Annotated in this window: 20 protein-coding genes and 2 tRNA genes; 13 read left to right on the top strand and 9 right to left on the bottom strand. The window is 36.3% G+C overall.

Annotated features, from left to right (window positions below; genetic code table 11):
- The first annotated feature begins 134 nt into the window (after window positions 1-134).
- A complete protein-coding gene (locus R2Q16_RS02630; RefSeq protein WP_316734984.1) occupies window positions 135-992 on the top strand; it encodes a DUF6515 family protein in 858 nt (285 codons plus the stop codon).
- A 91-nt stretch (window positions 993-1083) separates the two neighbouring features.
- A complete protein-coding gene (locus R2Q16_RS02625) occupies window positions 1084-2244 on the top strand; it encodes an esterase-like activity of phytase family protein (protein WP_316734982.1) in 1161 nt (386 codons plus the stop codon).
- Here R2Q16_RS02625 and R2Q16_RS02620 read toward each other — a convergent pair.
- Complete coding sequence (locus R2Q16_RS02620; protein ID WP_316734980.1) at window positions 2241-2873, bottom strand: response regulator transcription factor; 633 nt, start codon at window positions 2871-2873, stop codon at window positions 2241-2243. The genes R2Q16_RS02625 and R2Q16_RS02620 overlap by 4 nt on opposite strands.
- On the bottom strand, window positions 2857-4881 hold the full coding sequence (locus R2Q16_RS02615) for a sensor histidine kinase (protein ID WP_316734978.1): 2025 nt from the start codon (window positions 4879-4881) through the stop codon (window positions 2857-2859). The genes R2Q16_RS02620 and R2Q16_RS02615 overlap by 17 nt, the downstream gene beginning before the upstream one ends.
- Before the next feature lie 218 nt (window positions 4882-5099).
- Here R2Q16_RS02615 and R2Q16_RS02610 point away from each other — a divergent pair, with 218 nt between their 5' ends.
- The 3 genes from R2Q16_RS02610 to R2Q16_RS02600 all read left to right on the top strand — a co-directional run bounded on the left by R2Q16_RS02610 (window position 5100) and on the right by R2Q16_RS02600 (window position 8620).
- A complete protein-coding gene (locus R2Q16_RS02610; protein WP_316734976.1) occupies window positions 5100-5498 on the top strand; it encodes a hypothetical protein in 399 nt (132 codons plus the stop codon).
- A gap of 271 nt (window positions 5499-5769) precedes the next feature.
- A complete protein-coding gene (gene lpdA / locus R2Q16_RS02605) occupies window positions 5770-7176 on the top strand; it encodes a dihydrolipoyl dehydrogenase (protein ID WP_316734975.1) in 1407 nt (468 codons plus the stop codon).
- 247 nt (window positions 7177-7423) lie between these two features.
- Complete coding sequence (locus R2Q16_RS02600; protein ID WP_316734974.1) at window positions 7424-8620, top strand: MFS transporter; 1197 nt, start codon at window positions 7424-7426, stop codon at window positions 8618-8620.
- 5 nt (window positions 8621-8625) lie between these two features.
- Here R2Q16_RS02600 and R2Q16_RS02595 read toward each other — a convergent pair whose 3' ends face one another.
- The 5 genes from R2Q16_RS02595 to R2Q16_RS02575 all read right to left on the bottom strand — a co-directional run bounded on the left by R2Q16_RS02595 (window position 8626) and on the right by R2Q16_RS02575 (window position 16294).
- Entirely contained in the window at window positions 8626-9444 is an 819-nt protein-coding gene (locus R2Q16_RS02595) for a hypothetical protein (protein WP_316734973.1), read from the bottom strand.
- 325 nt (window positions 9445-9769) lie between these two features.
- Window positions 9770-12946: an efflux RND transporter permease subunit gene (locus tag R2Q16_RS02590; RefSeq protein ID WP_316734972.1), complete on the bottom strand. Its 3177-nt coding sequence runs from the start codon at window positions 12944-12946 to the stop codon at window positions 9770-9772.
- A 191-nt stretch (window positions 12947-13137) separates the two neighbouring features.
- On the bottom strand, window positions 13138-14202 hold the full coding sequence (locus R2Q16_RS02585; RefSeq protein WP_316734971.1) for an efflux RND transporter periplasmic adaptor subunit: 1065 nt from the start codon (window positions 14200-14202) through the stop codon (window positions 13138-13140).
- Between the two features lie 2 nt (window positions 14203-14204).
- A complete protein-coding gene (locus R2Q16_RS02580) occupies window positions 14205-15545 on the bottom strand; it encodes a TolC family protein (RefSeq protein WP_316734970.1) in 1341 nt (446 codons plus the stop codon).
- A 146-nt stretch (window positions 15546-15691) separates the two neighbouring features.
- Complete coding sequence (locus R2Q16_RS02575) at window positions 15692-16294, bottom strand: TetR/AcrR family transcriptional regulator (protein ID WP_316734969.1); 603 nt, start codon at window positions 16292-16294, stop codon at window positions 15692-15694.
- A gap of 116 nt (window positions 16295-16410) precedes the next feature.
- Between R2Q16_RS02575 and R2Q16_RS02570 the strand changes: the two genes are divergently transcribed.
- The 3 genes from R2Q16_RS02570 to R2Q16_RS02560 all read left to right on the top strand — a co-directional run bounded on the left by R2Q16_RS02570 (window position 16411) and on the right by R2Q16_RS02560 (window position 18653).
- The gene (locus tag R2Q16_RS02570; RefSeq protein ID WP_316734968.1) at window positions 16411-16911 is read left to right on the top strand and encodes a sterol desaturase family protein; all 501 of its coding nucleotides are present in this window, start codon (window positions 16411-16413) and stop codon (window positions 16909-16911) included.
- Window positions 16912-16971: 60 nt separating this feature from the next.
- Window positions 16972-17988 (top strand): UDP-N-acetylmuramate dehydrogenase, encoded by a 1017-nt coding sequence (murB, locus tag R2Q16_RS02565; protein WP_316734967.1) that lies wholly within the window; start codon window positions 16972-16974, stop codon window positions 17986-17988.
- 134 nt (window positions 17989-18122) lie between these two features.
- The gene (locus R2Q16_RS02560) at window positions 18123-18653 is read left to right on the top strand and encodes an RNA polymerase sigma factor (protein ID WP_290243054.1); all 531 of its coding nucleotides are present in this window, start codon (window positions 18123-18125) and stop codon (window positions 18651-18653) included.
- A 664-nt stretch (window positions 18654-19317) separates the two neighbouring features.
- Here the strand turns inward: R2Q16_RS02560 and R2Q16_RS02555 are convergent.
- On the bottom strand, window positions 19318-20799 hold the full coding sequence (locus tag R2Q16_RS02555; RefSeq protein WP_316734966.1) for a phytoene desaturase family protein: 1482 nt from the start codon (window positions 20797-20799) through the stop codon (window positions 19318-19320).
- Window positions 20800-20901: 102 nt separating this feature from the next.
- On the opposite strand from R2Q16_RS02555, the gene R2Q16_RS02550 reads away from it, so the two are divergent.
- From R2Q16_RS02550 to R2Q16_RS02540, 3 genes are all read left to right on the top strand, one after another.
- Window positions 20902-21429, top strand: coding sequence for a hypothetical protein (locus R2Q16_RS02550; protein ID WP_316734965.1), 528 nt, complete (start codon window positions 20902-20904; stop codon window positions 21427-21429).
- Window positions 21430-22122 (top strand): lycopene cyclase domain-containing protein, encoded by a 693-nt coding sequence (locus R2Q16_RS02545; RefSeq protein ID WP_316734964.1) that lies wholly within the window; start codon window positions 21430-21432, stop codon window positions 22120-22122.
- 318 nt (window positions 22123-22440) lie between these two features.
- Window positions 22441-22674, top strand: coding sequence for a cytochrome b5 domain-containing protein (locus R2Q16_RS02540; RefSeq protein ID WP_316734963.1), 234 nt, complete (start codon window positions 22441-22443; stop codon window positions 22672-22674).
- 166 nt (window positions 22675-22840) lie between these two features.
- Here R2Q16_RS02540 and R2Q16_RS02535 read toward each other — a convergent pair whose 3' ends face one another.
- Window positions 22841-23761 (bottom strand): PfkB family carbohydrate kinase, encoded by a 921-nt coding sequence (locus R2Q16_RS02535; RefSeq protein WP_316734962.1) that lies wholly within the window; start codon window positions 23759-23761, stop codon window positions 22841-22843.
- A gap of 144 nt (window positions 23762-23905) precedes the next feature.
- Between R2Q16_RS02535 and R2Q16_RS02530 the strand changes: the two genes are divergently transcribed.
- Window positions 23906-23979: transfer RNA gene (locus R2Q16_RS02530), tRNA-Asn, on the top strand.
- Between the two features lie 85 nt (window positions 23980-24064).
- A tRNA-Asn gene (locus tag R2Q16_RS02525) sits at window positions 24065-24138 on the top strand.
- Window positions 24139-24361 lie beyond the last annotated feature (223 nt).

The raw sequence follows: 24361 nt of genomic DNA, 5'->3' as shown, positions 1-24361 counted from the left end.
AAAAAGGAGTGGTAAAAGCTTTGTTAGATGTGGTTTTATTCGTCATTCCATTATCAGATTTTAGTTAAATAACGTTAAGGGATAATCTTTTGCAGATTTTCATCGTCATATTAATAACTGTATAAATAAATAGAATGAAAAGGTTATTAAGTAAAGGATTGGTTGCTTTTGCTGTAGCAGCAATTGTTGCAACTTTAAATGTAGAAAGTGCTTCAGCACAGAGGCCAAGTAGAGGTGGAAGTTCAGGTGGAGGTTTTTCTGGCGGTAGTCGTTCAGGAAGTGTTGGGCCATCACGAGGTGGAAGCATTTCTCGCCAACCATCCATGCAGGCACCATCAAATAACAGAATTTCTCAAGCACCTAATCGGGGGAATTACAATTACGGCGGCAGACCCGAAAGACCAGGTTACCGACCAAATCCCGGATATCGTCCCGGCTATAATTATCGCTCAGGCTATCGTTATAGTCCCGGTTATCGTTTTTACGGTCGCCCAAATTACGGATATTACAACTTTTACAGACCTTTCATCGGTTTCCGTTTAAATGTGTTACCATTTGGCTATTATCCATTTTATTATGGTCCGAACCAATATTATTACTCAGGCGGATTGTTTTATCGTCAGTACGAAAATAATTACCAAGTGGTTACACCTCCTGTTGGTGCAGAAGTACCAAACTTGCCTGAAGATGCAAACCTGGTAACTATTGATGGTGTTGATTATTACGAATGTAAAGGTGTTTATTATACTCAATCGACCAATAAAGATGGCAAAACGGTTTATGTTGTGGCGGGAAAAGATGGGGTTTTGAATACTACTGATGGCCCGATTGTAACGCATCAAATTGGAGATATCATAACTATTTTGCCTGATGGATGTAGAGAAGTAACCATTAAAAACGATAAGTATTACGTATCTCCCGATGATGTTTATTACGAAGAAGTTATCGATGGAAATAAAACCACTTACCGCGTAATTGGTAAATTGTATTAAGCCAATCCAATTAATAAAGCCGCTTTAATTTAATATTGAAGCGGCTTTTTATTGCCTCAAAAATTATACTTTTACTTCAAAATACAATCTTTTGAAAACTTTATCTGTTAAGCTATCTATCGTTTATGTTGCTCTTTTTGGGCTCTTAACTTCTTGCACAAGCAACCGCTATGCATCTAAACAAAAAGAAACAACTATTTCTGCTATAAAATTTTTAGATGAATACGTTATGCCTATCGATGTTCAGTTTAAAGGAACAGCTGTTGGTGGTTTATCGGGCATAGATTACGACATCAAAAATAATCGGTACTATTTAATCAGCGATGACCCGAGCCAGTTTAGCCCGGCAAGAATTTACACGGCAAACATCAACATTCAGAACAATAAAATCGATACCGTAGAAATTAATGGATTAATCCCCATTTTACAAGAAAGTGGCGAACAATATCCGAAATTGGGTACAGTTAAAAGTTTAAAAGCAGATGGCGAATCGGTTCGTTTCAATCCAAAAAACAATCAATTAATCTGGAGTAATGAAGGTGAAAGATTATTTAAAAATGGCGATTCATTAATCATTCAACCCGCTTTAACTTTTATTTCTGCCGATGGAAAATTTATAGATACCATCCCGTTACCTAAAGGATTTCACTTTACAAAAGGCGAAAATGGTCCGAGAAAAAATGCTTTGTTTGAAGGTGTAACTTACGCTGATAATTATAAAACGCTTTACGCAAGTTTAGAAGAACCTTTGTATCAGGATGGAAGGTCGGCGGCTTTTGGATTTAATGGCGCACTTACACGCATTTTAAAATTTGACGTGAAATCAAAAGAGAATACAGCGCAATATGCTTATAATTTGGGCGAATTGCCTGTAGAACCAACTGTTCAAAGCGATTGGAACGTTAATGGTATTTCTGAAATTTTAGCAATTAACAGCCATACTTTATTGGTAATGGAGCGTGCCTGGGCAAAAGGGCATGACGACCATACTTTTATCAAGCTGTTTTTGGTTGATTTGAACGGATCAGAAAATGTTATAGATAATGCATCATTCGTAAAAAATCCGCCGAATGCGTTAAAGAAAAAGCTTTTATTTGATTTTGATACAATTGGTAAGCATATTGATAATTTTGAAGGCATTACCTTTGGTCCGAACTTACCAAACGGGCACAAAACCTTAATATTCTGTGTAGATAATAACTTCTCTAAAAGCCAAACACAGCAATTTTTTCTTTTTGAGGTAGAACCTTAAATAAGTAATTGTTCAGTCGCGATATTGATAAGTTCTATTGAGTTTTTCACATCAAGTTTCTGCATCATATTTCTGCGGTGCGTTTCTACCGTAAGTGGACTTAAAAAAAGTTCTTCGGCGATGTTTGCTGTAGTTTTACCTTGGGCAATCAATTGTAGAATTTGCTTTTCGCGTTTAGTAAATTTCGGTCGGCCTTTTAAATCATTAATAGATGGCTTTGCAATAATTTCTATTACTTCCTTACTAAATGCAATTTCTCCCTTTAAGGCTGTTTCAATGCAGTTTTTAAGTTCTTCTACTGATGAGTTTTTTAAAATATAACCACTTGCGCCATTTTGTAAAATTTGCATAATAATGCTTCGTTCGGTATGATTACTAATGGCAATAACAATCGTTTCTGGCGATAGCTTTTTAATTTCTGCACATAATTCTATCCCATTAATATCAGGAAGCATAATGTCAAGCAAGGCAACATCTAACTTATTCGAATATAAAAAATTAAGCAAGGCTGCTCCGGTTTGGAAACTTCCAATTACACACATATTTTCTAAATTATTAATCAGGGAAACGATTCCTTGGATAACAATTGGGTGGTCGTCTACAACGGCTAATTTAATCGTTCGGCTCATAACTTATTGGAATTTCGATGTTTATTGTTGTGCCATTGTTAGGCTCGGCACTAATTTCAAAGTTGCCGTTTAAATAAGCCACTCTATTTTTAATATTCTCAATACCTAATCCTTTTTTGTAATCGTTTGTATTAAAGCCAATGCCATTATCTTCAACGGTAATGTAAAAATGGTTCAAATTTTCACTGCATTGCAATACAACTTCTGTTGCTTTGGCGTGTTTAAGGATATTGGTTAAGATTTCTTGTACAATTCTATAAATAATGATTTGTTCCTCAACGGCAATTAACTTCGAGATGTTTATCGCTTGATAATCGACATGTAAATCATTGCTCATTACCGATTCTGCTAAATCTTTCAGAGCAATTTCTAACCCAAACTTTAAAAGCGTTTGCGGCATCATATTACGGGCAATATGCCGGAGTTCGGTAACCGAGCCATCTAGTTGCTTAACAATTCTTTGCAATTCAGCATCGTGCGTTTCCATGTTTTGATGTTTTGCCCAGTTAGAAAGATTAATTTTTAAGCCCGACAACATACCGCCCAAACCATCATGTAAATCTTGGGCAACCCTATTTCTCTCCTTTTCTTCAGCATTTAGCATCGCTTTGCTAATTTCTAATTGCTGTTTTCGTTGTAAATCGGATACCTTTTGCTGGTAATTGATGTTGCGCTGTTGTGCTAGTTTTTTAACGCCACGGTAATAAAAAAGTAATAGGATAACAATTGTTAAGAGCAGAAAAGATGCTGAAATTAGAAATAAGGTTGTAGTCTTGTTATTTTTGATGATTAAGGCATTTTGCTTTTTCTCTGAATTTAGATTGGCGATTTTCTTTTCGTTCTCTGCATTTTTATAACGTATTTCCAAGGCATTGATATCGGCCTTTAATTTACTTTCGCTTAAACTATCTCTCAATAAACTATTCCTTTTTAGCCATTTGTAGGCCTCACTGTAGTTTCCGGTAGCGTAATTTACCTCTGCAAGTGCTTCAGTTAGTTTTATCTTGCTATTGGTAATCGAATTTATTTCCGGTTTATAGGCAATTGAAATTAATACCTTTTTAGCCTCGTTAAAATTTTTCTGCTCAAATAAAATCCTGTATTTCTCAAATGCTATTTGTTGGGCAGAATATTTGTCGCCAATTTTTTGTGCAAAAATTAATGCTTTCTCAAGGCTTTCGAGGGCATTAATATATTGTTTCAGACTGATGAAATAACGAGCAATACCTTTATAATAATCTATCCAAAAAACATCCATTGGATAATTTGTATCCACGGTTAAGGATTTATCCAATACCGTTCTGCTTAAATCAAGGTATTTCTTTTGGAGGTTATATTGCTTTAAATTGTAATAATTATCGGCTATGCTTAAATTAGCATTAACCAGTAAATAATATTTATCGGGCTTGGCTTGCCTAAGTGATTGAATACCTTGCTGTAGATACGGAGTGGCCTTATCGTACTGCCCCAGATTCATAAAAACTGTACCAATTGATACATACTCCGTAGCTAAAAAATCCTTGTCGCCTGCTTTTTTTGATAAGGGCAAAACCCGGTTAATTAGGATGTCGAGCATGGTTTTAAGGTCGTCTTTACGCTGCTGAATCAAACTATAGTTATGCCAAACCATGGAGCGTAATCTATAAACACCTTTTGTGTTGAATTTGCTCAATAATAAATCGCAATGCGTTAGCAAGCGCTCTGCTTTTTGGTAATCTCTATCATGGTAAATTAAAGCCTCGTACCAATAAGTTCTTGCATAAAGCAACGCGTTTTCTTTGCTGAAACCTCTTGCCTTATTCAAATAGTTTATGGCTTTTGCGCTGTCAATGTCCGCCCAAAAATCGGTTAGTTTAAAACCAATTTCAGTTTTTGTGCTGTCTGATAAATTTTGCTGAAGGATAAGATTCAAGCTATCTGCATATCTTTTTTCTCTCTGAGATAATTGTGCTTGACTAACAAAGGTGGAAATAATCAGAATAAATAACAGGATGATGTAGCTTCTCATTAAAATAAAAGTGCAGGGATTATTTCTGAATCAAAAATTTATCCAAAAATATACCTGTTTTCAGGTAGAAAAAAATGATGTATAGTGGCTATTGTAGGGCAAACTGTGCATTTGTTTATTTGTGTATCTATAATTTTAATTAAAAACGATGTCTTGAAATTGGCTTAAAGTATAAATGTCAAGTTCGGAAATCATCACCTAAAACAAAAAACATACCCATGAAAAACACAAAGATTAAAACATTTGTACTGTCTTTTTTTGCTTTAATTTTAATCACGTCATTATTCTCATGCAAGAAAGATGATGTAGAAAGCCCATCAAAATCTTCGCACAAAGTGGTTTTTAAACTAGAAGCTTCTGCAGGAAGTAACCTCAGCACGGTAGTTTATGGTTACGATTCGCAAATTACAACCGCAACAAGCTTAACCGGAACAACCTGGACGAGTGCAGAAATTACGGTACCTGCCGGAACAAACATTATAAATATTGCAGCAAATGCAATGGGTGCTAATGCAAACTCTACGTTGAAAGCTCAAATTTTTGTTGATGGAGAATTGAAACGCGAAGGAACATCAAGCGGTGCAGTATTAAGTGCTTCAGCATCTTTCTCTCTATAGTCTTTATTAAGTTATCGCATCAATTGTAAAGCAGGTTTTGGTTTTTCCAGAGCCTGCTTTCTTTTTTAGGTAGATACCTGAAATAATATCGGGATTTAGATTTCAACGAAAGCCTTAAAAAATTTTCCATAATTAAAATTGAATTAGAAAATATTCCATTCATTAAATTTGATTGTAAAATTGTGCTTTTCGCATTCTTCTTTAAGCTTTTGCACTTTCACCTTTCCGCCTTTTTTCCCTACATTTGGCTAATCAAAATTCTAAAGAAATTATGCAATACGATGTCGTTGTTATCGGTTCAGGGCCGGGCGGTTATGTTGGCGCAATCCGTTGTGCTCAGTTAGGTTTAAAAACTGCAGTTATAGAAAAATACAAAACTTTTGGAGGTACTTGCTTAAACGTAGGTTGTATTCCATCTAAAGCTTTGTTAGATTCTTCAGAGCATTTCCACAACGCTGCCCATACTTTTTCAACCCACGGTATCAACTTAAAAGATTTAAAAGTTGATATGAAGCAAATGATTGCCCGTAAGGATGATGTTGTTTCACAAAATACTGCCGGAATCACGTATTTATTCAAAAAAAATAAAATCGATTCATACGAAGGATTAGGTTCTTTCGTAGATAAGAATACTGTTTTGGTTACAAAATCAGATGGTTCTACAGAAACATTAACCGCAAAAAATGTAATCATTGCTACTGGTTCTAAGCCAACAGCTTTACCATTTTTGCCAATCGATAAAAAACGCATCATCACTTCAACCGAAGCTTTAAATATTAAAGAAGTTCCGAAAACGATGGTGGTAATCGGTGGCGGCGTTATCGGTTTAGAATTAGGTTCGGTGTATGCTCGTTTGGGTACAAAAGTTTCTGTTGTAGAATTTTTACCATCTATCATTAGTACAATGGATGCAGGTTTAGGTAAGGAACTTCAACGTGTTTTGAAGAAATCTTTAGGCATGGAATTTTACATGGGACACAAAGTTACCGGCGCTACCACAAAAGGTAAAGTTGTAACCGTTACTGCTGAAAATCCAAAAGGTGAAAGCATTTCTTTAGAAGCTGATTATTGCATCGTTGCTGTTGGTCGTACGGCTTATACTGAAGGTTTAGGTTTAGATAAAATCGGAATCACAGTTGAAGAACGTGGTAAAAAAATTCCGGTTAACGAACATTTAGAAACTTCGGTTAAAGGTGTTTATGCCATTGGCGATGTAATTACCGGTGCAATGTTGGCGCACAAGGCAGAAGATGAAGGTACTTATGTAGCAGAATCTATCGCCGGACAAAAACCACACATCAACTATAACTTAATTCCGGGTGTTGTGTATACTTGGCCGGAAGTTGCTTCTGTTGGTTTAACCGAAGAGCAGTTAAAAGAAAAAGGAACGAAATATAAAGCTGGTTCATTCCCGTTCAAAGCGAGCGGACGTGCCAAAGCAAGCATGGATACTGATGGCTTTATTAAAGTTTTAGCTGATGCTACAACGGATGAAGTTTTAGGTGTGCATATGATTGGCCCTCGTGCTGCGGATATGATTGCAGAAGCAGTTATTGCAATGGAATTCCGTGCATCTGCCGAAGATATTGCCCGTACTTGCCACGCTCACCCAACTTACACGGAGGCGTTAAAAGAAGCGGCGTTAGCTGCAACTGATAACAGAGCAATCCATATTTAAAACAAAGTACGTCATACTGAACTTGTTTCAGTATCTCTTTTAAATAGGAAAGCCGATAAGCAATTATCGGCTTTTTTGGCTTAGCGGTTTTTTTCTTTGCCGTCAGCTTCAGCTGATGGTATCTGAGAATGGACAAGGAAATATTAATTTTTATTAGATATTGTGTTAAAATGATAAAACATCTTTCTATTCCCATTTCATTTAATGATCTTTGTCAAAAAATATACTTCATTATTAATATTGCGTTTTGGAAGAACTGAACATAAATCAAGAATTAACAAATCAAACAGAAATCAAGCCTGTTCAAAGTTCACCAAATCGTATTCGCCTTGCAGTATCCTTATTCTATTTTGGTCAGGGAATTGCATTTGCCTCATGGGCGAGCCGTATTCCGGATATTAAACATAGTTTAAATTTAACTGATGGTGAGTTGGGTAGTATTTTACTGGCACTACCACTTGGTCAGTTGGTAACGATGCCAATTTCAGGTAGGTTAGTTACCAAATACGGAAGTAAAAAAATATTAACCATTACAGCGCCGTTATATGTTTTGGCACTATCTAATTTAGGATTAGCGGCTGCATCATGGCATTTGGCGGCATTTCTTTTCTTATTTGGTATCGTTGGAAACATGTGTAACATTGCCGTAAATACTCAAGGCTCTGAAGCTGAAAAGTTGTTCGGTCGCCCAATCATGACTTCATTTCACGGTGCATGGAGTATTGCCGGCTTTACCGGCGCATTAGTCGGTTTGTTAATGGTAAACCTCCACATTGTTCCCTATCACCATTTTTGGGTAATTACATTTTTGATTTGGTTAAACGTATTTTTCAATTACAAACATTTAGTACCGGGGAAAGGCGCAAAAAGCGAACGCAAGCCAAAATTATTCACAATGCCCGAAGGTTCTCTTTTGCAACTTGGCATTATAGGCTTTTGTAGTATGGCCACAGAAGGGGCGATGTTCGATTGGAGTGGCGTTTATTTTAAAGAAATTGTAAAAGCCCCAACCTCATTGGTTATACTGGGTTATGCTTCATTTATGATTATGATGGCAACCGGACGTTTCGTGGGTGATAAAATTATTGAAAGCCTTGGCAGAAAAAGAACCATTCAAATTAGTGGTTTAATTATTTCTACAGGGATGTTTTTATCTGTTTTTCTACCATACATTATACCTGCAACAATTGGTTTTATGTTAGTAGGTGTTGGCGTATCGAGTATAGTACCAACAGTTTACAGCGTGGCTGGGAAAAATGGTAAAGTTGCTCCAGGTATTGCAATTGCTATGGTTTCGAGTGTAAGTTATTTAGGCTTTTTAATGGGGCCACCATTAATCGGTTATGTTTCTGCGTTGTCGAGTTTACAGTATTCTTATGCGGTAATTGGGGTTTTCGGGTTACTGGTAAGTTTTATCGTGGGCAAAATCAGCGCAATGGATTAAGAAGATTACTCTTTTTTAGTAATGAGAGTTTTAATCATGTTGTGTTCTTTTAATGCAGCAATTGCAATTTCAATCAGTCTGAGGTGTTCGTCTATATGACCATGCTGAACTTCTACGTTGATGTATGGTATATCATTTAATTGCGCATAAACAGAAAGCGAACCATCATTTTCTCCGAATTTCGATTGAAGAATTACATTTACATTTGCTTTTTTTAAGCTGTTAAATAACCTCAAGTCAGTAACGTAAAGTAAATCATCACCGTCCATTTCTGCGTTTAGGTAAACTGAATCAGCTGTGCTGGATAAATCGTAGCCTGGCAAATAAGATGAAATTCCGAAACCGCCATCCGCATTATTGTGCAACGTTAAAATGTAGCCTGCTTCTTTAGGGTTGTAAAATTCTACAATTTTCTTCCCGGCATCATTTAATGCTTTTTCAACTTCGTTAGAGCTGAATTCATCTTTCTTTAATCGGGTATTTACACCTCGTTCGGTATAAATTGCATTTGGGTCGATGCGATAAACATCATCCATGTAAGTGAAATTGTAATCCCTTACGCCGCCATACTGACTGTCGATTAGTTCACCGCCATTCCATCTGATGTATTCAAATCCGGCTTTTACACCAGTATCTTCATTATCGTGAACGACAAGAAATTTAATTCCGTTTGGTTTGTAACTGTATTTTATGAGGTTGATTTTTAAATCGTAAAGCTGAAAGGATGTTGAATCGGTTGTCATTGCTTCGAAAACCGGAGGATGTTGAGCGGAAACTGCTAAGGCAAAATTTATCAATAATGCGCAGAGGATGATTTTAAGCATATGACTAATATACAAATTGATATAATATTTTGTTTGGCGTTTGGGATTATTGCTTTGGCTTTGTTCTTAAACGGGATGGCAGCGATATCCTTTTAAAATTGCAGCCACTCCGTTCATCACTGTCATGCTGAGGTACGAAGCATCTGCAACCCATGAAAAAGATTCCTCGTTCCTCGGAATGACAGAATTTTTTAAAAGATTTAGCGAACAGCCCGACTGGATTAACCGATGGAAAACTGGTTAACCTTTTCAAAAAAAATGAAACAAAAAAGGCCGCCTTTGGGGGGCGACCTGATTGATTGTTAATCTGGATGTTTATTTATTTTTAATGACCGTGATCTAAATCGTACTCGTTCACATCTTTATGGTCGTATGGTTCTACCATTAAATCATCAATAGTTTTACCTTTTTTATCGAAACCGAATCTATGTAACATATTGTCGAAAATCTGATACATTACCGGAACAACAACCAAGGTTAAGAATAAAGAGCTGGTTAAACCGCCAATGATTACCCATGCCAAACCGTTTTTCCAATCTGCACCAGCACCACTAGCTAATGCAATCGGCAACATACCAATTACCATGGCAATGGTTGTCATTAAAATCGGGCGTAAACGAGCGTGGTTAGCCAAAATTAAAGCTTCGTGTGTAGATTTACCTTGCGCTTTCATTTGGTTGGTAAAATCGACTAATATAATCGCATTCTTCGCTACCAAACCCATTAACATGATGAAACCTAAAATGGTGAAGATACCCAATGCATTGTTCGTTAAGGCTAAGGCAAGCAAAGCTCCAATTAACGCGAGCGGTAATGAAAACATTACTACCAATGGGTACACAAAACTATCGTAAAGCGCAACCATAATTAGATAAACCAAAACAATTGCTGCTAACAAAGCGATACCAAGCGTACCAAAACCTTCACTTTGATTTTCTTGATCACCAGCCCAGTAGAAACTGATACCCGCAGGTTTTTTCATCTTATCTAATTGAGCCTGGAAATCGGTTACAACCGTACCTGTTGGAACACCAACCGTTTGTGCTTTTACCGTTACCGAAGTAGATTTATTTAAACGCTCTAACAAACTCGGACCAGAACCTTCTTTAATATCGGCGAACTGAGAAAGTTTAATTTGCTGACCTGCCTGGTTAGTGAAAATCAAATTACGTACATCATCAATATCTTTACGGTCGAAATCTTGATACTGAATGTTAATATCGTACTCGTATTCACCCTGGCGGAACTTGCCATCCGTGTTACCAGCAAAGGCAGTTTGCATGGTTGCTCCAACCGTTTGTAAGCTTAAACCTAAAGCCGACATTTTATCTCTATCAACTTTAACGTTAATCTCAGGCGTTCCTTTTTCTACCGATAATTTGGTTTGTGTTGCACCTGGCACTTTTGCAAGCACTTTTTCAGCTTTCTCAGCAAAAGCTAAAACGCTATCCAGTTCAGGTCCCATTACCACTAATTGAATAGGCGCATCATCTGCTGTACCCAAAATACCAATCGGAACGGTTTTAATTTTTGAACCGACTAATATTTTTGCTAACTCACGGGTATACGTTGTAGAAATAATATCAGAAGAAACATTTCCACGTTCTTTTTTCTCTTTTAACTTAACGTTAATCTCCGATTTATAAGCGGTTGATTGACTTGCGCCCATACCTTCACTCGATTGACCAACAGTTGTAATGGTTTGTACCACATCTTTTTGTTTGCTCAAATAAGCTTCAGCTTTTTGCGTATAGAAGTTGGTTTGCTCTAAGGAAACATCTTTCGGCATTTCAATTTGTAGCAAGAATTCGCCTTTATCCGATTTCGGGAAAAACTCGAAACCGATGTAGCCAAGCGGTAACAAACTACAAGAGCCAGCAAATAAAATTAGCATTAAGCCCAATGTTTTGACCCTATTTTTTAGCGTCCATTCTAATAACCCTGTAATCCATTGGGTGAACTTTCTTAATTGCTTTTCAAACCATAAAATGAATTTACCGAAAGCATTTTTGCCTTCAATACGCTCTAATTTACCAAAACGAGAGAAAATTAATGGAACGATGGTAAATGATGCAACCAATGATAATAATGTAGAGATGATTACAACCACACAGAATTGACGTAAAATATTCGCAACCATACCCGTACTTACCGCAATTGGGAAGAATACCACCACAATTACGAAGGTAATCGATACAACGGTAAAACCGATTTCGCGAGTTGCATCAGAGGCTGCTCTAACTTTATTCTTGCCCATTTCCATGTGTCGCTGGATGTTCTCCAGTACCACAATCGCATCATCGACCAAAATACCTACAACGAGTGATAAACCTAATAAAGACATCAAGTTTAAGGTATAGCCGAATAATGCAATACCAATAAAGGTTGCAATTAATGAAGCAGGAATCGAAATCATTACAATAACCGCGTTACGCAAACTATGTAAGAAGAAAAGCATCACAATTGCCACGAGTACAACGGCAAGCATTAAATCGTGGATTACTGCATCTGCTGATTCCAGTGTGTAAACCGAACTATCATTCACAATTTTAATGTCTAAACCGATATTTTTATAATCAGTTTTTAGCTTTTCGATGGTCGCTTTTGTACCCTCACTCACCGTTACGGCATTCGCATCACTTTGTTTAATAATTTGTAAGGCGATAGAGTTTGCTCGGTTAATACGGGCAATTTTCTCCGTTTCTTTTTGAGTATCCTGAACATCAGCAATGTCGCCTAAACGAACTTGGGCGCCATCTTTACTTGTAGAAACCACTAAATTGCGCATTTCTTCTACATTGGCGTATTTACCAGATAAACGCACCAAGATATCTTGTGCTCTGGTTTTCACACTTCCTGTCGGGAAATCTAAGTTAGAAGCTAAAATTGCTTGTTGTACATTAGGTACAGATAAACCGTAACCTTGCATTTTCTTAGCATCTAAAGCTACTTTAACTTCACGCTCTGAACCACCAATTAAGTTTACCTGGGCAACACCTGGCACACGCGAAATAATTGGAGAGATACGTTTGTCTATCAGGTCGTAGAATGAAATATCATCCATGTTACCTGATGCCGACATCGTAATTACAGGGAAATCATCTAATGAGAATTTACTTAATGATGGTTGTTTCACATCATCGGGTAAATCTGCAAGGATGGCATTAACCTTACGTTGCGCATCATTTAGGGCAACATCTATTTCTGCTTTATCCGTTAACGTAATAATTACAACGGATAAACTTTCGTAAGAGTTGGCATTGATTTTTTTAATATTCTCCATCGAGGAAACAGCATCCTCAATTTTTTTGGTAACGGTACTTTCTACCTCGTTAGGTGAAGCACCCGGGTAAATGGTTGAGATAGATACTACGTTAGGAGAGAACTTTGGTAAAAGCTCGTATCCTAAAGAGAAATAACTCAACAAACCCATCAAGGTTAGTGCGGTAAATACCACAATTACCAGCGATGGTCGTTTTATGGATATGTCAGTAATTTTCATCGTATTACTTATTGTTTTTTTATGGTGATGAAGCTATTCCGATTTCATCGGATGGTTTCATTTTTCTAAATTGTGATATGAGAAATTAGTATATCTTGTTCGTCATTGCGAGGTACGAAGCAATCTTAGGATTGTATAAGATTAAACTTTCGCATTAGGATTGCTTCGTGCCTCGCAATGACGGTATAGTATTACTTTATAACTGTAACTGGTGTTCCGTCGTTCAAGTTGATTTGACCGCTCGTAATTACCGTTTCGCCTTCTTTTAAGCCGTCTAAAATTTCTACATTTTCGCCAAGGATACGACCAGAAACTACTTTACGTGTTTGTGCTGCATTTTTAGATTTATCAAAAACGTAAACTTCGTTGCTACTTACACTACCAACAAAAGCAGTACGAGGAACCAAAATTGCAGGATTTTGCTTAGGGAATTTGAATAAAGCAGTACCATACATTCCGGCTCTTAAACTGTTTTTAACATTATTGGTTACTTCAACTTCAATTGGGAAGTTTAGCGTTTCATCAGCTTTAGCGGCAATAAAAGTTACTTTGCCAGTAAATTTATCATCAGGATAAACTGAAGATTGAATTTGAACAGCATCGCCAACTTTAAGGTTAGCCACTTGTCCTTCATTTACATTTACCTTCAGTTTTAACTTAGATACATCAACCAATTCAAATAATTGAGTTCCTGACGATACTACAGCACCAACTTCAATCATTTTTTTGTTTACGATACCGTTGATAGAAGATCTGATATTTGCATCATTTAACTTACGTTGCTGAGATTGCAAACGAAGTTTAGCATTTTGTGCATTTAAACGTGCCTGGTCTACTTGTTGTTGCGTTACTCCGCCAGTTTTGAAAGAGCTTTCATAGCGTTGTAAGTCTTTAGCCGCATTTTGATAAGTCGCTTCAGCAGTTTCTCTGTCGGTATTTAAAATCTCAGCATCAATTCTCGCTAAAACTGTTCCTTTGCTTACGCGACTGCCTTCTTCAACATAAATCTTGCTTACACGACCAGAATTTTCTGCCATGAAGTTTAATTCCTGGTTAGGAGCGAAAGTTCCGTTTGCTGAAAAGTCTAAGTTAATTTCTTTACGTTCAACCGAAGCTGTTTTTACAGCAACTGCACCTGTGCCCTGAGCAATAAATGCCGTTGTTTCTTCTGCTTTTTTCTTGTTGTTGGTTAATATGTAGGCGATAAGACCTAATACAGCCACAACAACGATTACGATGGTTATTATTCTTTTCATTTTTATTGTATAAGCGATTTAATATTTCCGTTTGATTTTATTAATTGTATTTCGGCTATTTTGTAATTTAATAAAGCCTGAGTATAACTGTTTTGCGATGAGGTTAGAGAGTTTTCTGTATCAAGCAAATCGGTTAATGTTGCTAACCCATTATTGTAGTTGTTTTGTGTGCTTTTGTAAATTTCTTCAGCCAGCTCCACATTCTTACGTTGTAAATTAATGGTATTTAAGTTATTACGAAGTTGAATTTTAGCATTTTCATAAGCCAGGTTCAAAGAGTTTACATTTTCTTTTCTGTCTTCTTTTGCTTTCAGGATATCAACATTTGCCTGGCGCACTTTAGAGCGTGTTAAAAATCCATTGAAGATTGGCACTCTCAAAGTTAAACCAACTGCTGATGCTCCATAACCAATTGCTGCGGCATTTGAACTCAAGAAATCAAAACCATCGCTCTGACTAGAATAAGTATAATTACCTGTTAATGATAACGATGGGTAATATTCTGCCAGATAAGCCTTTCTCTGTAAGGAAAGTAACTTATCCTGATTGTTCAATAGTTTAATTTCAGTTCTGTTCGCTAAATCAACCGAATCGGTAAATACTGGCAACTGCGTAACTTGAGTTAATTCTGCTGCTGGCAATTCAATTGGAGTTGAAACTGGCATACCCATCGAAAATTTTAACTGATTTTCTAATTGGACGATGGCATTAACAACCTGATCTCTTTGCGTATTTAAATTGGTTAAATTAACGGTAATCCTATCTACATCAATCTTTCTGGCTAAACCATTTTTAAATTGATTAGAAATTACCTTTTCTACAGTTTTAACGTTTTTAATGTTCGTATCAATAACATTTAATTGTTGTCTGTTTACCAAAACCTGGTAATAGTTATTTGCAACCAGTTCGATAATTTGCTCTTCCGTTAACTGCGAAGTTAAGTTGTAATATTCTTCACTAGAACGTGCAGCCTGCAAACCAGTAAAAACCTGCTGGTTAAATAACTGCTGAGAAAGTTGTACACCAGCTGTTGAGTTCCAGTTTTGACCAAGTTTAATGGCTTGTGTTTGTCCGCCGAAGTTAGCAACCAACTGTCCGATAATTGGATTGTAAGTCAAGCCCGCATTACCTGTAATTTGTGGTAAAGCTTGTGCCCTAACTTCTTCAACCTTGTATCTTCCGCCTTCTATGTCAAGTTTCGATTTTCGAACTTTTATGTTGTTCTGTAGCGCATAAGTTAGCGCTTCTTTTAAAGTAATCCGTTGCTGAGCAGCCAACAGATTGGGTAAAGTAATGCCAATTATAAGCAGGAGCATTAATTTTACCGGTTTTATTCTAAGCATAATATTGATTTTTGTTTTTGGGTTTTATTTATTTTTGTTTTCCTTGGTCTGTTAGTTAAGCGTAATTTGTTGAGTGTTGTTCGTCTTTCAGCTTTAATCTTTTAGCTTTCGTCTTTCAGCTTTAATCTTTCTGCTTTCAGCTCAAACTATCTCAATCCTCTTATAAAAATAATCGAAAGGTCTTTTTGCTTCTGAGTCATTTTGTTCAGTGTTTTTTTATCCGGAAAGATGTCTTTGCCAGTTTCCATAACACACATCGTTGTTAATCCCATCAAACTTTCGAGATATAGTTCAGCAACGTAATTCATGTCCTCATGCTTTATTTCGCCTTTTTCTTTAGCATGTGTAAAAACTTTTGCGAAAAACTCTTTTTCCATGTCTCTAAGTGCAGTAAGTTTTGCTTTAATAGTTTCATCGCTAAATAAATCAGGCACACCTTCAGCAAGTTTTAACATGTAATATTTCTGAAAAAAGGTATTCCTTACATCGATTGTGCTCACTAAACTCGTCTCAAGACTTTGTTCAGGATTAAATTTCTTTTGGATAGCATCAAAGAATTCGTTAAAAATCTTCTCAATTACACCAAGTATTAAATGCTTTTTATCTGGGAAATAATAATATAGGGATGGTTTTGAAACAGCTAAATCTTCTGCAATATCGTTCATCGTAGTTTTGTTGATACCAAAATGGCTAAATCGCTTTATGGCACCCTCAATAATTTGTTCCCTCTTTTTATCGGCTACAATCATTTTACTTTTCTACTTTCTGACTTTTTTAATATTTTAGTCAAAAGTAAATCTAAAATTTCAAATGTTAATCATCTGATTAATAAACGGAATATAAGGTTACATTATTATGACACTCTATGTCTTTCGTATTGGTTTATATTGTGTTACAATTAAAGTTATCTCCTTTGCAAGTACTAATAAATATAATTATTTTATTGGCAACCATCATTTTAATGGAATGCTTTTCATGGTTCATCCACAAATATTTATTCCACGGGCCATTGTGGTTTATGCATAAAAGCCATCACGTTCCATCAAAATCTATTTTTGAATGGAATGATGTTTTTGCCCTGATCTTTGCATTTGCCTCGTTGTATTTAATGTACATCGACCGAGAAAATATTGGCTATCGATTTGCAATTGGTGCCGGCATCAGTTTATATGGTTTAATCTATTTTGTAGTTCACGATTGGTTTGTGCATCAACGAATCAAAGCATTTAAATCAAAAAATGGCTATCTCGTTAGCATAAGGAAAGCACATAAAATCCACCATAAAAATAGGAGTAAAGAAAAAGGAAAAGCATTTGGGCTGTTATATGTTAAAAGGAGTATTTTAACAAAAAATGCTATCGATTAGCTTTCCTCATCCTTGGATTATAGTTCTATTTCTTACTTTTGTCGGCATAACAATTCAGCCATGCTTCAAATACAAGAAAATATTTCGCTTAAACCTTATAACACATTTGGTATAGATGTTAAGGCAAGTTATTTCGCTGAGATATTTGAAGTTGGAGATTTAAAGCAGCTTTTTGAAAAAGAGTTAACCCAAACACAAAAAATACTGATTATCGGTGGCGGCAGTAATATGTTATTCATTAAAGATTTTGATGGTCTTATCATTAAAATTAGTATCGGGGGAATAGAATCGACGGTAGACGGAAACCAAGTTTTAGTAACCGCAGGCGGTGGTGTGGTTTGGAACGATTTTGTTAATTATTGCGTACAACACAACTTTGCAGGGGTAGAGAATTTAAGCCTTATACCGGGCACAGTTGGTGCATCACCAATACAAAATATAGGCGCTTACGGTGTAGAGTTGAAAGATGTTTTTAAAAGTTGCGAAGCATTTGAAATTAATACCGGAGCAGTTAAAACCTTCAATTTTGAAGATTGCCATTTTGGTTATCGCGAAAGTATCTTTAAAGCGCAGTTGAAAGGTCAGTACATTATAACTTCGGTTACCTTTCATTTGCAAACTGAAGCTTCAGTAAATACATCTTACGGCGCAATCGAAACCGAATTGCAAAAAAGAGGTATCGAAAAACCCGGCATCGCCGATGTTTCTGCCGCGGTATCACACATACGCGTGAGTAAACTTCCTGATCCTTCAACCATTGGTAATGCCGGAAGTTTCTTCAAAAATCCGGTGATAGAAAAGTACGAATTTGCAGACATTGTAGCCAAATCTCCGGATGTTGTGCATTATCCAACACCTGACGGTAAAATAAAACTTGCTGCGGGCTGGCTTATCGAACAATGCGGTTGGAAAGGTAAAGTTCATGGTCAAACCGGAACCTGGAAAAACCAGGCCTTGGTATTGGTTAACCACGGAAATGCCACAGGCTCAGAAGTGTACGATTTCTCTGAACAAATAATAGACAGTGTAAAGTCTACTTTTGGAGTCACTCTGGAACGCGAAGTAAATATCCTGTGACGAAACCCTGCTTCTGTTAAATTTAAGCCATTTGGCACCGTGCCAAAAAAAATTGGTACTAAGTTTGTTTAGCTTAATGCGAAATAAAGAACAAAATATTTGTTTTTTTTAAATCGTACCTAAAGCTAAATATCATGACAAAATTTGAATTCAACCATCTAGTTAACCACCATTCAGTATCCCTTAGATCGTATGCTTTGAACTTTACTAAAGATGCAGAAGACGCGAATGATTTAGTTCAGGATACCATGTTAAAAGCGATAACTTATTACAATAAGTTTAAAGAAGGAACCAATTTAAAAGGCTGGTTGTTTACCATCATGAAAAACACTTTCATTAACAACTACCGTCGTTTAGTTAAAACCAACACGTTAATTACTCAAAGCGAAGATATTTCTTCAGCAAATCTTTCATATAGTGCAACAAAGAATCAGGCAGAAAGCAAATTTGTTTTAAGCGATATCGATAAAGCGCTTGCAACACTTCCAGAAGAATATTATGTGCCTTTCATTCGTTATTTCGAAGGCTTTAAATACCACGAAATTGCTGATATGTTAAATATTCCAATTGGAACGGTTAAAACTCGTATCCACGTAGCAAGAGGAATCCTTAAAAAATATCTTAAAACATATTCAAAAGATATAGCTGTTGAAGAAATGGCTTAAAAATACATCCACTTTAAAACATGAAAGCTCAGATTTTTATCTGGGCTTTTTTATTGTTTAAAAATTTATAAATATTCGAAGCGCAAGTTCAGTTGCTTTTCGGTTGCGATAGTCCCGCTACCATTCCAAGTCCTCAGCTTTCGTGCCTCAAGCTTCCGGGCTTTCCATTCTATCGGGGCTATTTAACTTATGAAACTGCAAATCGGAGAGAAACCTACCGCTTTGCCAATTTAAATACCTTTAAATTATTAAACACTTATCCTTCTGAGCCTGTCGAAGACCTCTCTGCTAGCCTCTAAATTCGATTCCTATTTTTTGAAAACAGAAGCCTAATGCATAGGCAGCCAGTACGTCATTGCGAGGCACGATGCAATCTATTCTTTAGGTAAGAAAGATTGCTTCAGCTCTTTGTTCAGTAACTTAATTAATGCTATGCAGAAAAAAGGAAAGAGTTTGAAGTGCCTGTAAAAGCAAAAGGCCTGGAATAAATCCTGGCCTTTTTGCTTATCATATATTTGGTTAGTTGATTCTTATGTTTTATTTCAACAATTCGCCTTCTCTCTTATTTCGAAACAAATGCAAACCTCAGTAACTTATGTGTTTTTAGGCTTTAATGCACTGTTTTTGTTTTGTGGTTATAAAGATAAGGGAAATTTTAAATTTGTCAAGCTTTTTTTAACTTTTTTATTATTTCTTTTGCAACAACGGTTCCAGATATAATTGCAGGTGGCACTCCCGGGCCTGGAACGGTTAATTGTCCGGTGTATAATAAATTCGTTACGTTGCTCTTCATTTTTGGTTTTAAAAAGGCAGTCTGTTTCAAAGTGTTAGCTAAACCATAGGCATTTCCCTTAAAAGCATGGTAATCGTTAACAAAATCATTCATGGCATAACTGCGTTTAAATAAAATGCTATCGCTAATGTCGTTCCCGGTTAAATCTTTAAAGCGATTTACCAATAAATTAAAGTATTCTGCTCTTTTGCTTTCGCTATCTTTCAATCCAGGCGCAATCGGAATCAAAAAGAAGAGGTTTTCACAACCTTCGGGCGCAACACTGGCATCGGTAACAGAAGGACAACAGGCATAAAACAATGGTTTCGATGGCCATTTGGCATCCGTGTAAATTTCTTCGGCATGTTTATCAAAGTTTTCATCAAAAAATAAATTATGATGAAGAATGTTTTTGAGCTTTTTATTTAAGCCAATATAGAACAGCAAGCAAGATGGCGCCATTGTACGGCTGTTCCAATATTTTTCATCGTATTTTCTGTGTGGCTTATCTAATAAGGTTTGTTCGATATGGTGATAATCTGCATTGCCAACAATAAAATCAGTTTCTATAATGTCATTGTTTGTAATAATTCGTTCAGCTTTTTGGTTTTTGACTTCAATTTTAGTTACCTCAGTATTAAATTCAAATTTAACACCTTGTGCTTCTGCTATGGATTGCATCGCCTCAACAATTTTATGCATTCCGCCCATTGGGTACCAGGTTCCTAAAATCAAGTCGGCATAGTTCATTAAACTATACAAGGCAGGTGTATTTTGAGGTGTAGCACCTAAAAATAAAACCGGAAATTCTAAAAGTTTTCTAAGTTGCTCATGTTTAAATAATTTGTAAACATGGTTTCTCATGTTACCAATTAACTGAAGCTTTATGCCGCTTACAGCCAAACGCGGATCAAAATATTCCATGACGCTGTGCGATGGTTTGTAAACATACTCCGTCATTCCAACATCGTACTTGTATTCCGCCTGCTTTAAAAAAATATCCAGATTTTTAGAACTACCGGGTTCTAGCGCTTCAAAAAGTCTATACAATTCTGCTTCCGTTGCCGGAACATCTAAAACATCATCCTTTCCAAAATAAATCCGGTATGATGGTGCTAGGCGCTTTAATTCGTAAAAATCTGCAGTTGTTTTGTCAAAGAGTTGATAGAAGTTTTCAAAAATATCGGGCATCCAGTACCAGCTTGGTCCCATATCGAATAAAAAACCATCTTTGCTCCAGGTTCTGGCCCTGCCGCCCGCCATTTCATTTTTTTCGATAACAGTAACTTCGCAACCATCTTTAGCCAATATTGCCGCCGCCGATAATCCTGCAAAACCAGCCCCAATAACAGTTATCCTTGTTTTTTTATCCATTGCGTAAATAAAGCAATTTTTAACCGATTTGTTTTGAAACTAATCAGGAGAAATCTCTATTAATATCTATATCACAACACTTTTATTACCTTTACCCAACAAATGAAATTTAAAATTCTAACTTTTTTATTCTTAACCATAACTGTTTGTGCCAAGGCACAATTGTCTGTCAAAGAAATTTCTATTTTAAAAGCACAACTGGTTAAGGCTGTAGAAAATTCAAAACTTACCGATTCGCTTTCCGAAAGATTAAATGCCTTGCCAAATAAAACTGCGTTAGTTACGGGCTACGCAGGCACACTCGAAGCTTTAAAAGCTAAACACTCGTGGAATCCATACAATAAAATCAAGTATGTTAAACGTTCGCTTAAAACGATGCAGCATGCCATTAAAATGGATAAGGAAAATATGGAAATCAGGTTTATGCGATTTTCTATTGAACATTTTACACCTGGTTTTTTAGGCTTTAGTAAAGATTTAGATGAAGACCGAAAGGAAATTGTGAAGCATTATCAGAACAATAATTTTGGTTTGGCCGATGAAACTTTAATTAAAAATGTTGCCAAATTTATGATTGACAGCAAGCGATGTACAGCTGCAGAAGTAAAAATTTTTAAAAAGCATATTTAAATGAACTACATCTATTTACTTATAAATATCGGGGTTATCCTGTTCCCGCTATTACTTTCTTTCGATAAAAAGGTTCATTTTTTTAGTAAATGGAAATTTGTTATACCCGCTATACTGATAACTGGTGTAGTATTTTTAGTTTGGGATTTACTTTTTGTTAAACTAAATGTCTGGTCTTTCAATCCCGATTACCTTATCGGCATTAGTTTTTTTGGATTGCCGTTAGAAGAAATTTTATTCTTTTTAACTGTTCCCTATGCCTGTATTTTTATTTATGAATGCTTAAACGTTTACTTCCCTAAAAATAATTTGCAGCGATATAGTTTAGCATTAAGCAATTTGCTGCTGGGCGTTTGCATCGCTATACTGTTTTTTGGTTATAGCAAATGGTACACGGTTATTAATTTTGGTTTTCTGTTTGCGGTTCTTTTTTATGTTGAGTACATAAATGCCAGGCTCCGATTTATGTATAAATTTTACCGGGCGTATTTAGTTTCCTTGTTTCCTTTTTACATTGTAAATGGTTTTTTAACCGCAATTCCGGTGGTCATTTATAATGATAACGAAACTTTAAATATGCGTGTTGGAACCATTCCATTCGAAGATCATTTTTATTTGATGAGCCTTTTGTTAATGAACGTATTCCTTTACGAGTTTTTTAAAAGTAAAGCAGCGCTTAAAAAAATGGATTAATGATAATTCGCCATAATTCGTCATTGCGAGGTAAGAAGCAATCTCTTTTTAAAAAAGAAAGTATTTGTCCTTATTAAGATTGCTTCGTGCCTCGCAATGACGTGTGTTCATAGTATTTGCGAATAAATGGAATATCTTTCAATCAGGTTTAAGAACAATGGCTTGCGATTTGCAACTGAACAAATGGAATGCTGTTTTAACAAATTGGCCCCGGTTGCAGCGATACCCTGCAGCGAGTGTTAACGAGCGAAGCGTATAAGCGAAAAACGGGAAGAAACTTTGATATTTGTATAAATTTGCGCTTTAAAATAATTTGTAATGGAATTACCTGTTTACACAAAATCTCAGTTGGCACTCCGAAACGGGCAAGATAAGCCTCAAGTTTGGGTTGCTTACAAGGGTTTTATTTACGATATGACAGATAGCAGATTATGGCGTAATGGCAAGCATTATGAGCATTGGGCCGGACAAGATTTGACAGACGAACTTGCTGATGCGCCACATACGGAAGCCGTTTTTGAGAAATTTACGCCTATTGCAAAGATGGTTTAGTTATAAGCTTGTAGATTAATACTTTTAAGTAGTTGGCCTTGATGGATTATGAAACTTTAGCTAAAAGATTGCTTTGTGCCTCGCAATGACGGGTGTAAAAAAAAGCCACAGATTTGCAGTTTGACCAATCTGCAAATCTGTGGCTTGAGAAATTATTAAAGGCTGATTAAGCTTCTATCGTAAACGAGCTTAAGTTTACAAACTGCTGGATTCTGCCTGAAACTTCTTCTTCTGTTAAGTTTAACAACTTTTCAGTACCAAATTTTTCTACACAGAATGATGCTAATGCCGAACCATAAATGATTGCATTTTTCATGTTGTTGAAATTAATGCTGCCAACTTTTGCTAGATAACCGATAAAGCCACCTGCGAAAGTATCGCCTGCACCGGTTGGGTCGAAAACTTCTGCCAATGGTAGGGCAGGGGCAGAGAAAATCTGATCTTCGTGGAACAATAAAGCACCATGCTCGCCTTTTTTAATAATTAAATATTTCGGGCCCATTGTTAAAATTTTCTTAGCGGCTTTAACTAACGAGTATTCGCCAGAAAGTTGACGAGCCTCCGCATCATTAATGGTTAAAACATCTACCATTTTAATGGTTTCTAATAAATCATCCATCATAATGTCCATCCAAAAATTCATGGTATCCATTACGATAAGTTTCGGGCGGTTTTTAAGGCGTTTGATAACCGTTTGTTGTACTTGTGGGGTTAGATTACCCAACATTAAATACTCGCAATCCTGGTAGCTTTCTGGAATAATTGGGTCGAAGTTCTCCAGTACATTTAATTCAGTAATTAAAGTATCACGGCTGTTCATATCATTATGGTATTTGCCCGACCAGAAAAATGATTTCTCACCAGCTTTAATTTGTAAGCCTTCGGTATCGATTCCGTGTTTGCTAAAAGTGTCGATATCTGATTGAGGGAAATCATCACCAACTACTGCAACAATTTTTGCTTTGTTATAGAAGTAAGAAGCAGCTAAACTTGCGTATGTTGCAGCACCACCAACAATTTTATCCGTTTTTCCAAAAGGAGTTTCAATAGCATCGAAAGCTACAGTACCTATGATTATCAGGCTCATATATTTTAATTTAAATTTTTTTAAAAATTTTTCACTGCAAATATTGCATAAATAATTTAAAAGCCCTAATATTGCATTCCCAAAACGAACAAGGGTTTACAAGCTGAAAAGCATAACAAACCTCGTTTTAGGAAAAACCAGCACTCCTTCTTAGCTCAGCTGGTTAGAGCATCTGACTGTTAATCAGAGGGTCGCTGGTTCGAGCCCAGCAGAGGGAGCAAAATCCTCACAGCAATGTGGGGATTTTTTATGATTAAATTGTCAAATGATTTTGACAAAAATTTTTAAACCAGAATAAAATATTCCTTCTTAGCTCAGCTGGTTAGAGCATCTGACTGTTAATCAGAGGGTCGCTGGTTCGAGCCCAGCAGAGGGAGCTTGAAAATTCAAGCCAAACCCCACTCCGTCCGAGTGGGGTTTTTTATGTTTAATGTTTTTTTATGTATTTGCGCCTGCAAGTAATAGGTTTTAGCTCAGCAGGTTAGAGTCCCGTTTGGACGGGATTAATCAGAGGGTCGCTGGTTCGAATTAACTAAGGGAGCAACAATTAAAAGCCCTACCATGCCTGATGTGGTTTTGTTGTTTTGCAGAATTTAATTT

The organism is Pedobacter aquatilis (assembly GCF_032678425.1).
Classification (GTDB): domain Bacteria; phylum Bacteroidota; class Bacteroidia; order Sphingobacteriales; family Sphingobacteriaceae; genus Pedobacter; species Pedobacter aquatilis_B.
This window is presented reverse-complemented; position numbering and strand designations above follow the sequence as displayed.

Coding starts and splice junctions, on each gene's coding strand:
- R2Q16_RS02590 (WP_316734972.1), bottom strand. CDS start 12,946: ATGAAAATTACTGACATATCCATAAAACGACCATCGCTGGTAATTGTG.
- R2Q16_RS02580 (WP_316734970.1), bottom strand. CDS start 15,545: ATGCTTAGAATAAAACCGGTAAAATTAATGCTCCTGCTTATAATTGGC.
- murB (WP_316734967.1), top strand. CDS start 16,972: ATGCTTCAAATACAAGAAAATATTTCGCTTAAACCTTATAACACATTT.
- R2Q16_RS02535 (WP_316734962.1), bottom strand. CDS start 23,761: ATGAGCCTGATAATCATAGGTACTGTAGCTTTCGATGCTATTGAAACT.
- R2Q16_RS02595 (WP_316734973.1), bottom strand. CDS start 9,444: ATGCTTAAAATCATCCTCTGCGCATTATTGATAAATTTTGCCTTAGCA.
- R2Q16_RS02610 (WP_316734976.1), top strand. CDS start 5,100: ATGAAAAACACAAAGATTAAAACATTTGTACTGTCTTTTTTTGCTTTA.
- R2Q16_RS02560 (WP_290243054.1), top strand. CDS start 18,123: ATGACAAAATTTGAATTCAACCATCTAGTTAACCACCATTCAGTATCC.
- R2Q16_RS02550 (WP_316734965.1), top strand. CDS start 20,902: ATGAAATTTAAAATTCTAACTTTTTTATTCTTAACCATAACTGTTTGT.
- lpdA (WP_316734975.1), top strand. CDS start 5,770: ATGCAATACGATGTCGTTGTTATCGGTTCAGGGCCGGGCGGTTATGTT.
- R2Q16_RS02630 (WP_316734984.1), top strand. CDS start 135: ATGAAAAGGTTATTAAGTAAAGGATTGGTTGCTTTTGCTGTAGCAGCA.
- R2Q16_RS02585 (WP_316734971.1), bottom strand. CDS start 14,202: ATGAAAAGAATAATAACCATCGTAATCGTTGTTGTGGCTGTATTAGGT.
- R2Q16_RS02555 (WP_316734966.1), bottom strand. CDS start 20,799: ATGGATAAAAAAACAAGGATAACTGTTATTGGGGCTGGTTTTGCAGGA.
- R2Q16_RS02575 (WP_316734969.1), bottom strand. CDS start 16,294: ATGATTGTAGCCGATAAAAAGAGGGAACAAATTATTGAGGGTGCCATA.
- R2Q16_RS02620 (WP_316734980.1), bottom strand. CDS start 2,873: ATGAGCCGAACGATTAAATTAGCCGTTGTAGACGACCACCCAATTGTT.
- R2Q16_RS02545 (WP_316734964.1), top strand. CDS start 21,430: ATGAACTACATCTATTTACTTATAAATATCGGGGTTATCCTGTTCCCG.
- R2Q16_RS02540 (WP_316734963.1), top strand. CDS start 22,441: ATGGAATTACCTGTTTACACAAAATCTCAGTTGGCACTCCGAAACGGG.
- R2Q16_RS02615 (WP_316734978.1), bottom strand. CDS start 4,881: ATGAGAAGCTACATCATCCTGTTATTTATTCTGATTATTTCCACCTTT.
- R2Q16_RS02570 (WP_316734968.1), top strand. CDS start 16,411: ATGTCTTTCGTATTGGTTTATATTGTGTTACAATTAAAGTTATCTCCT.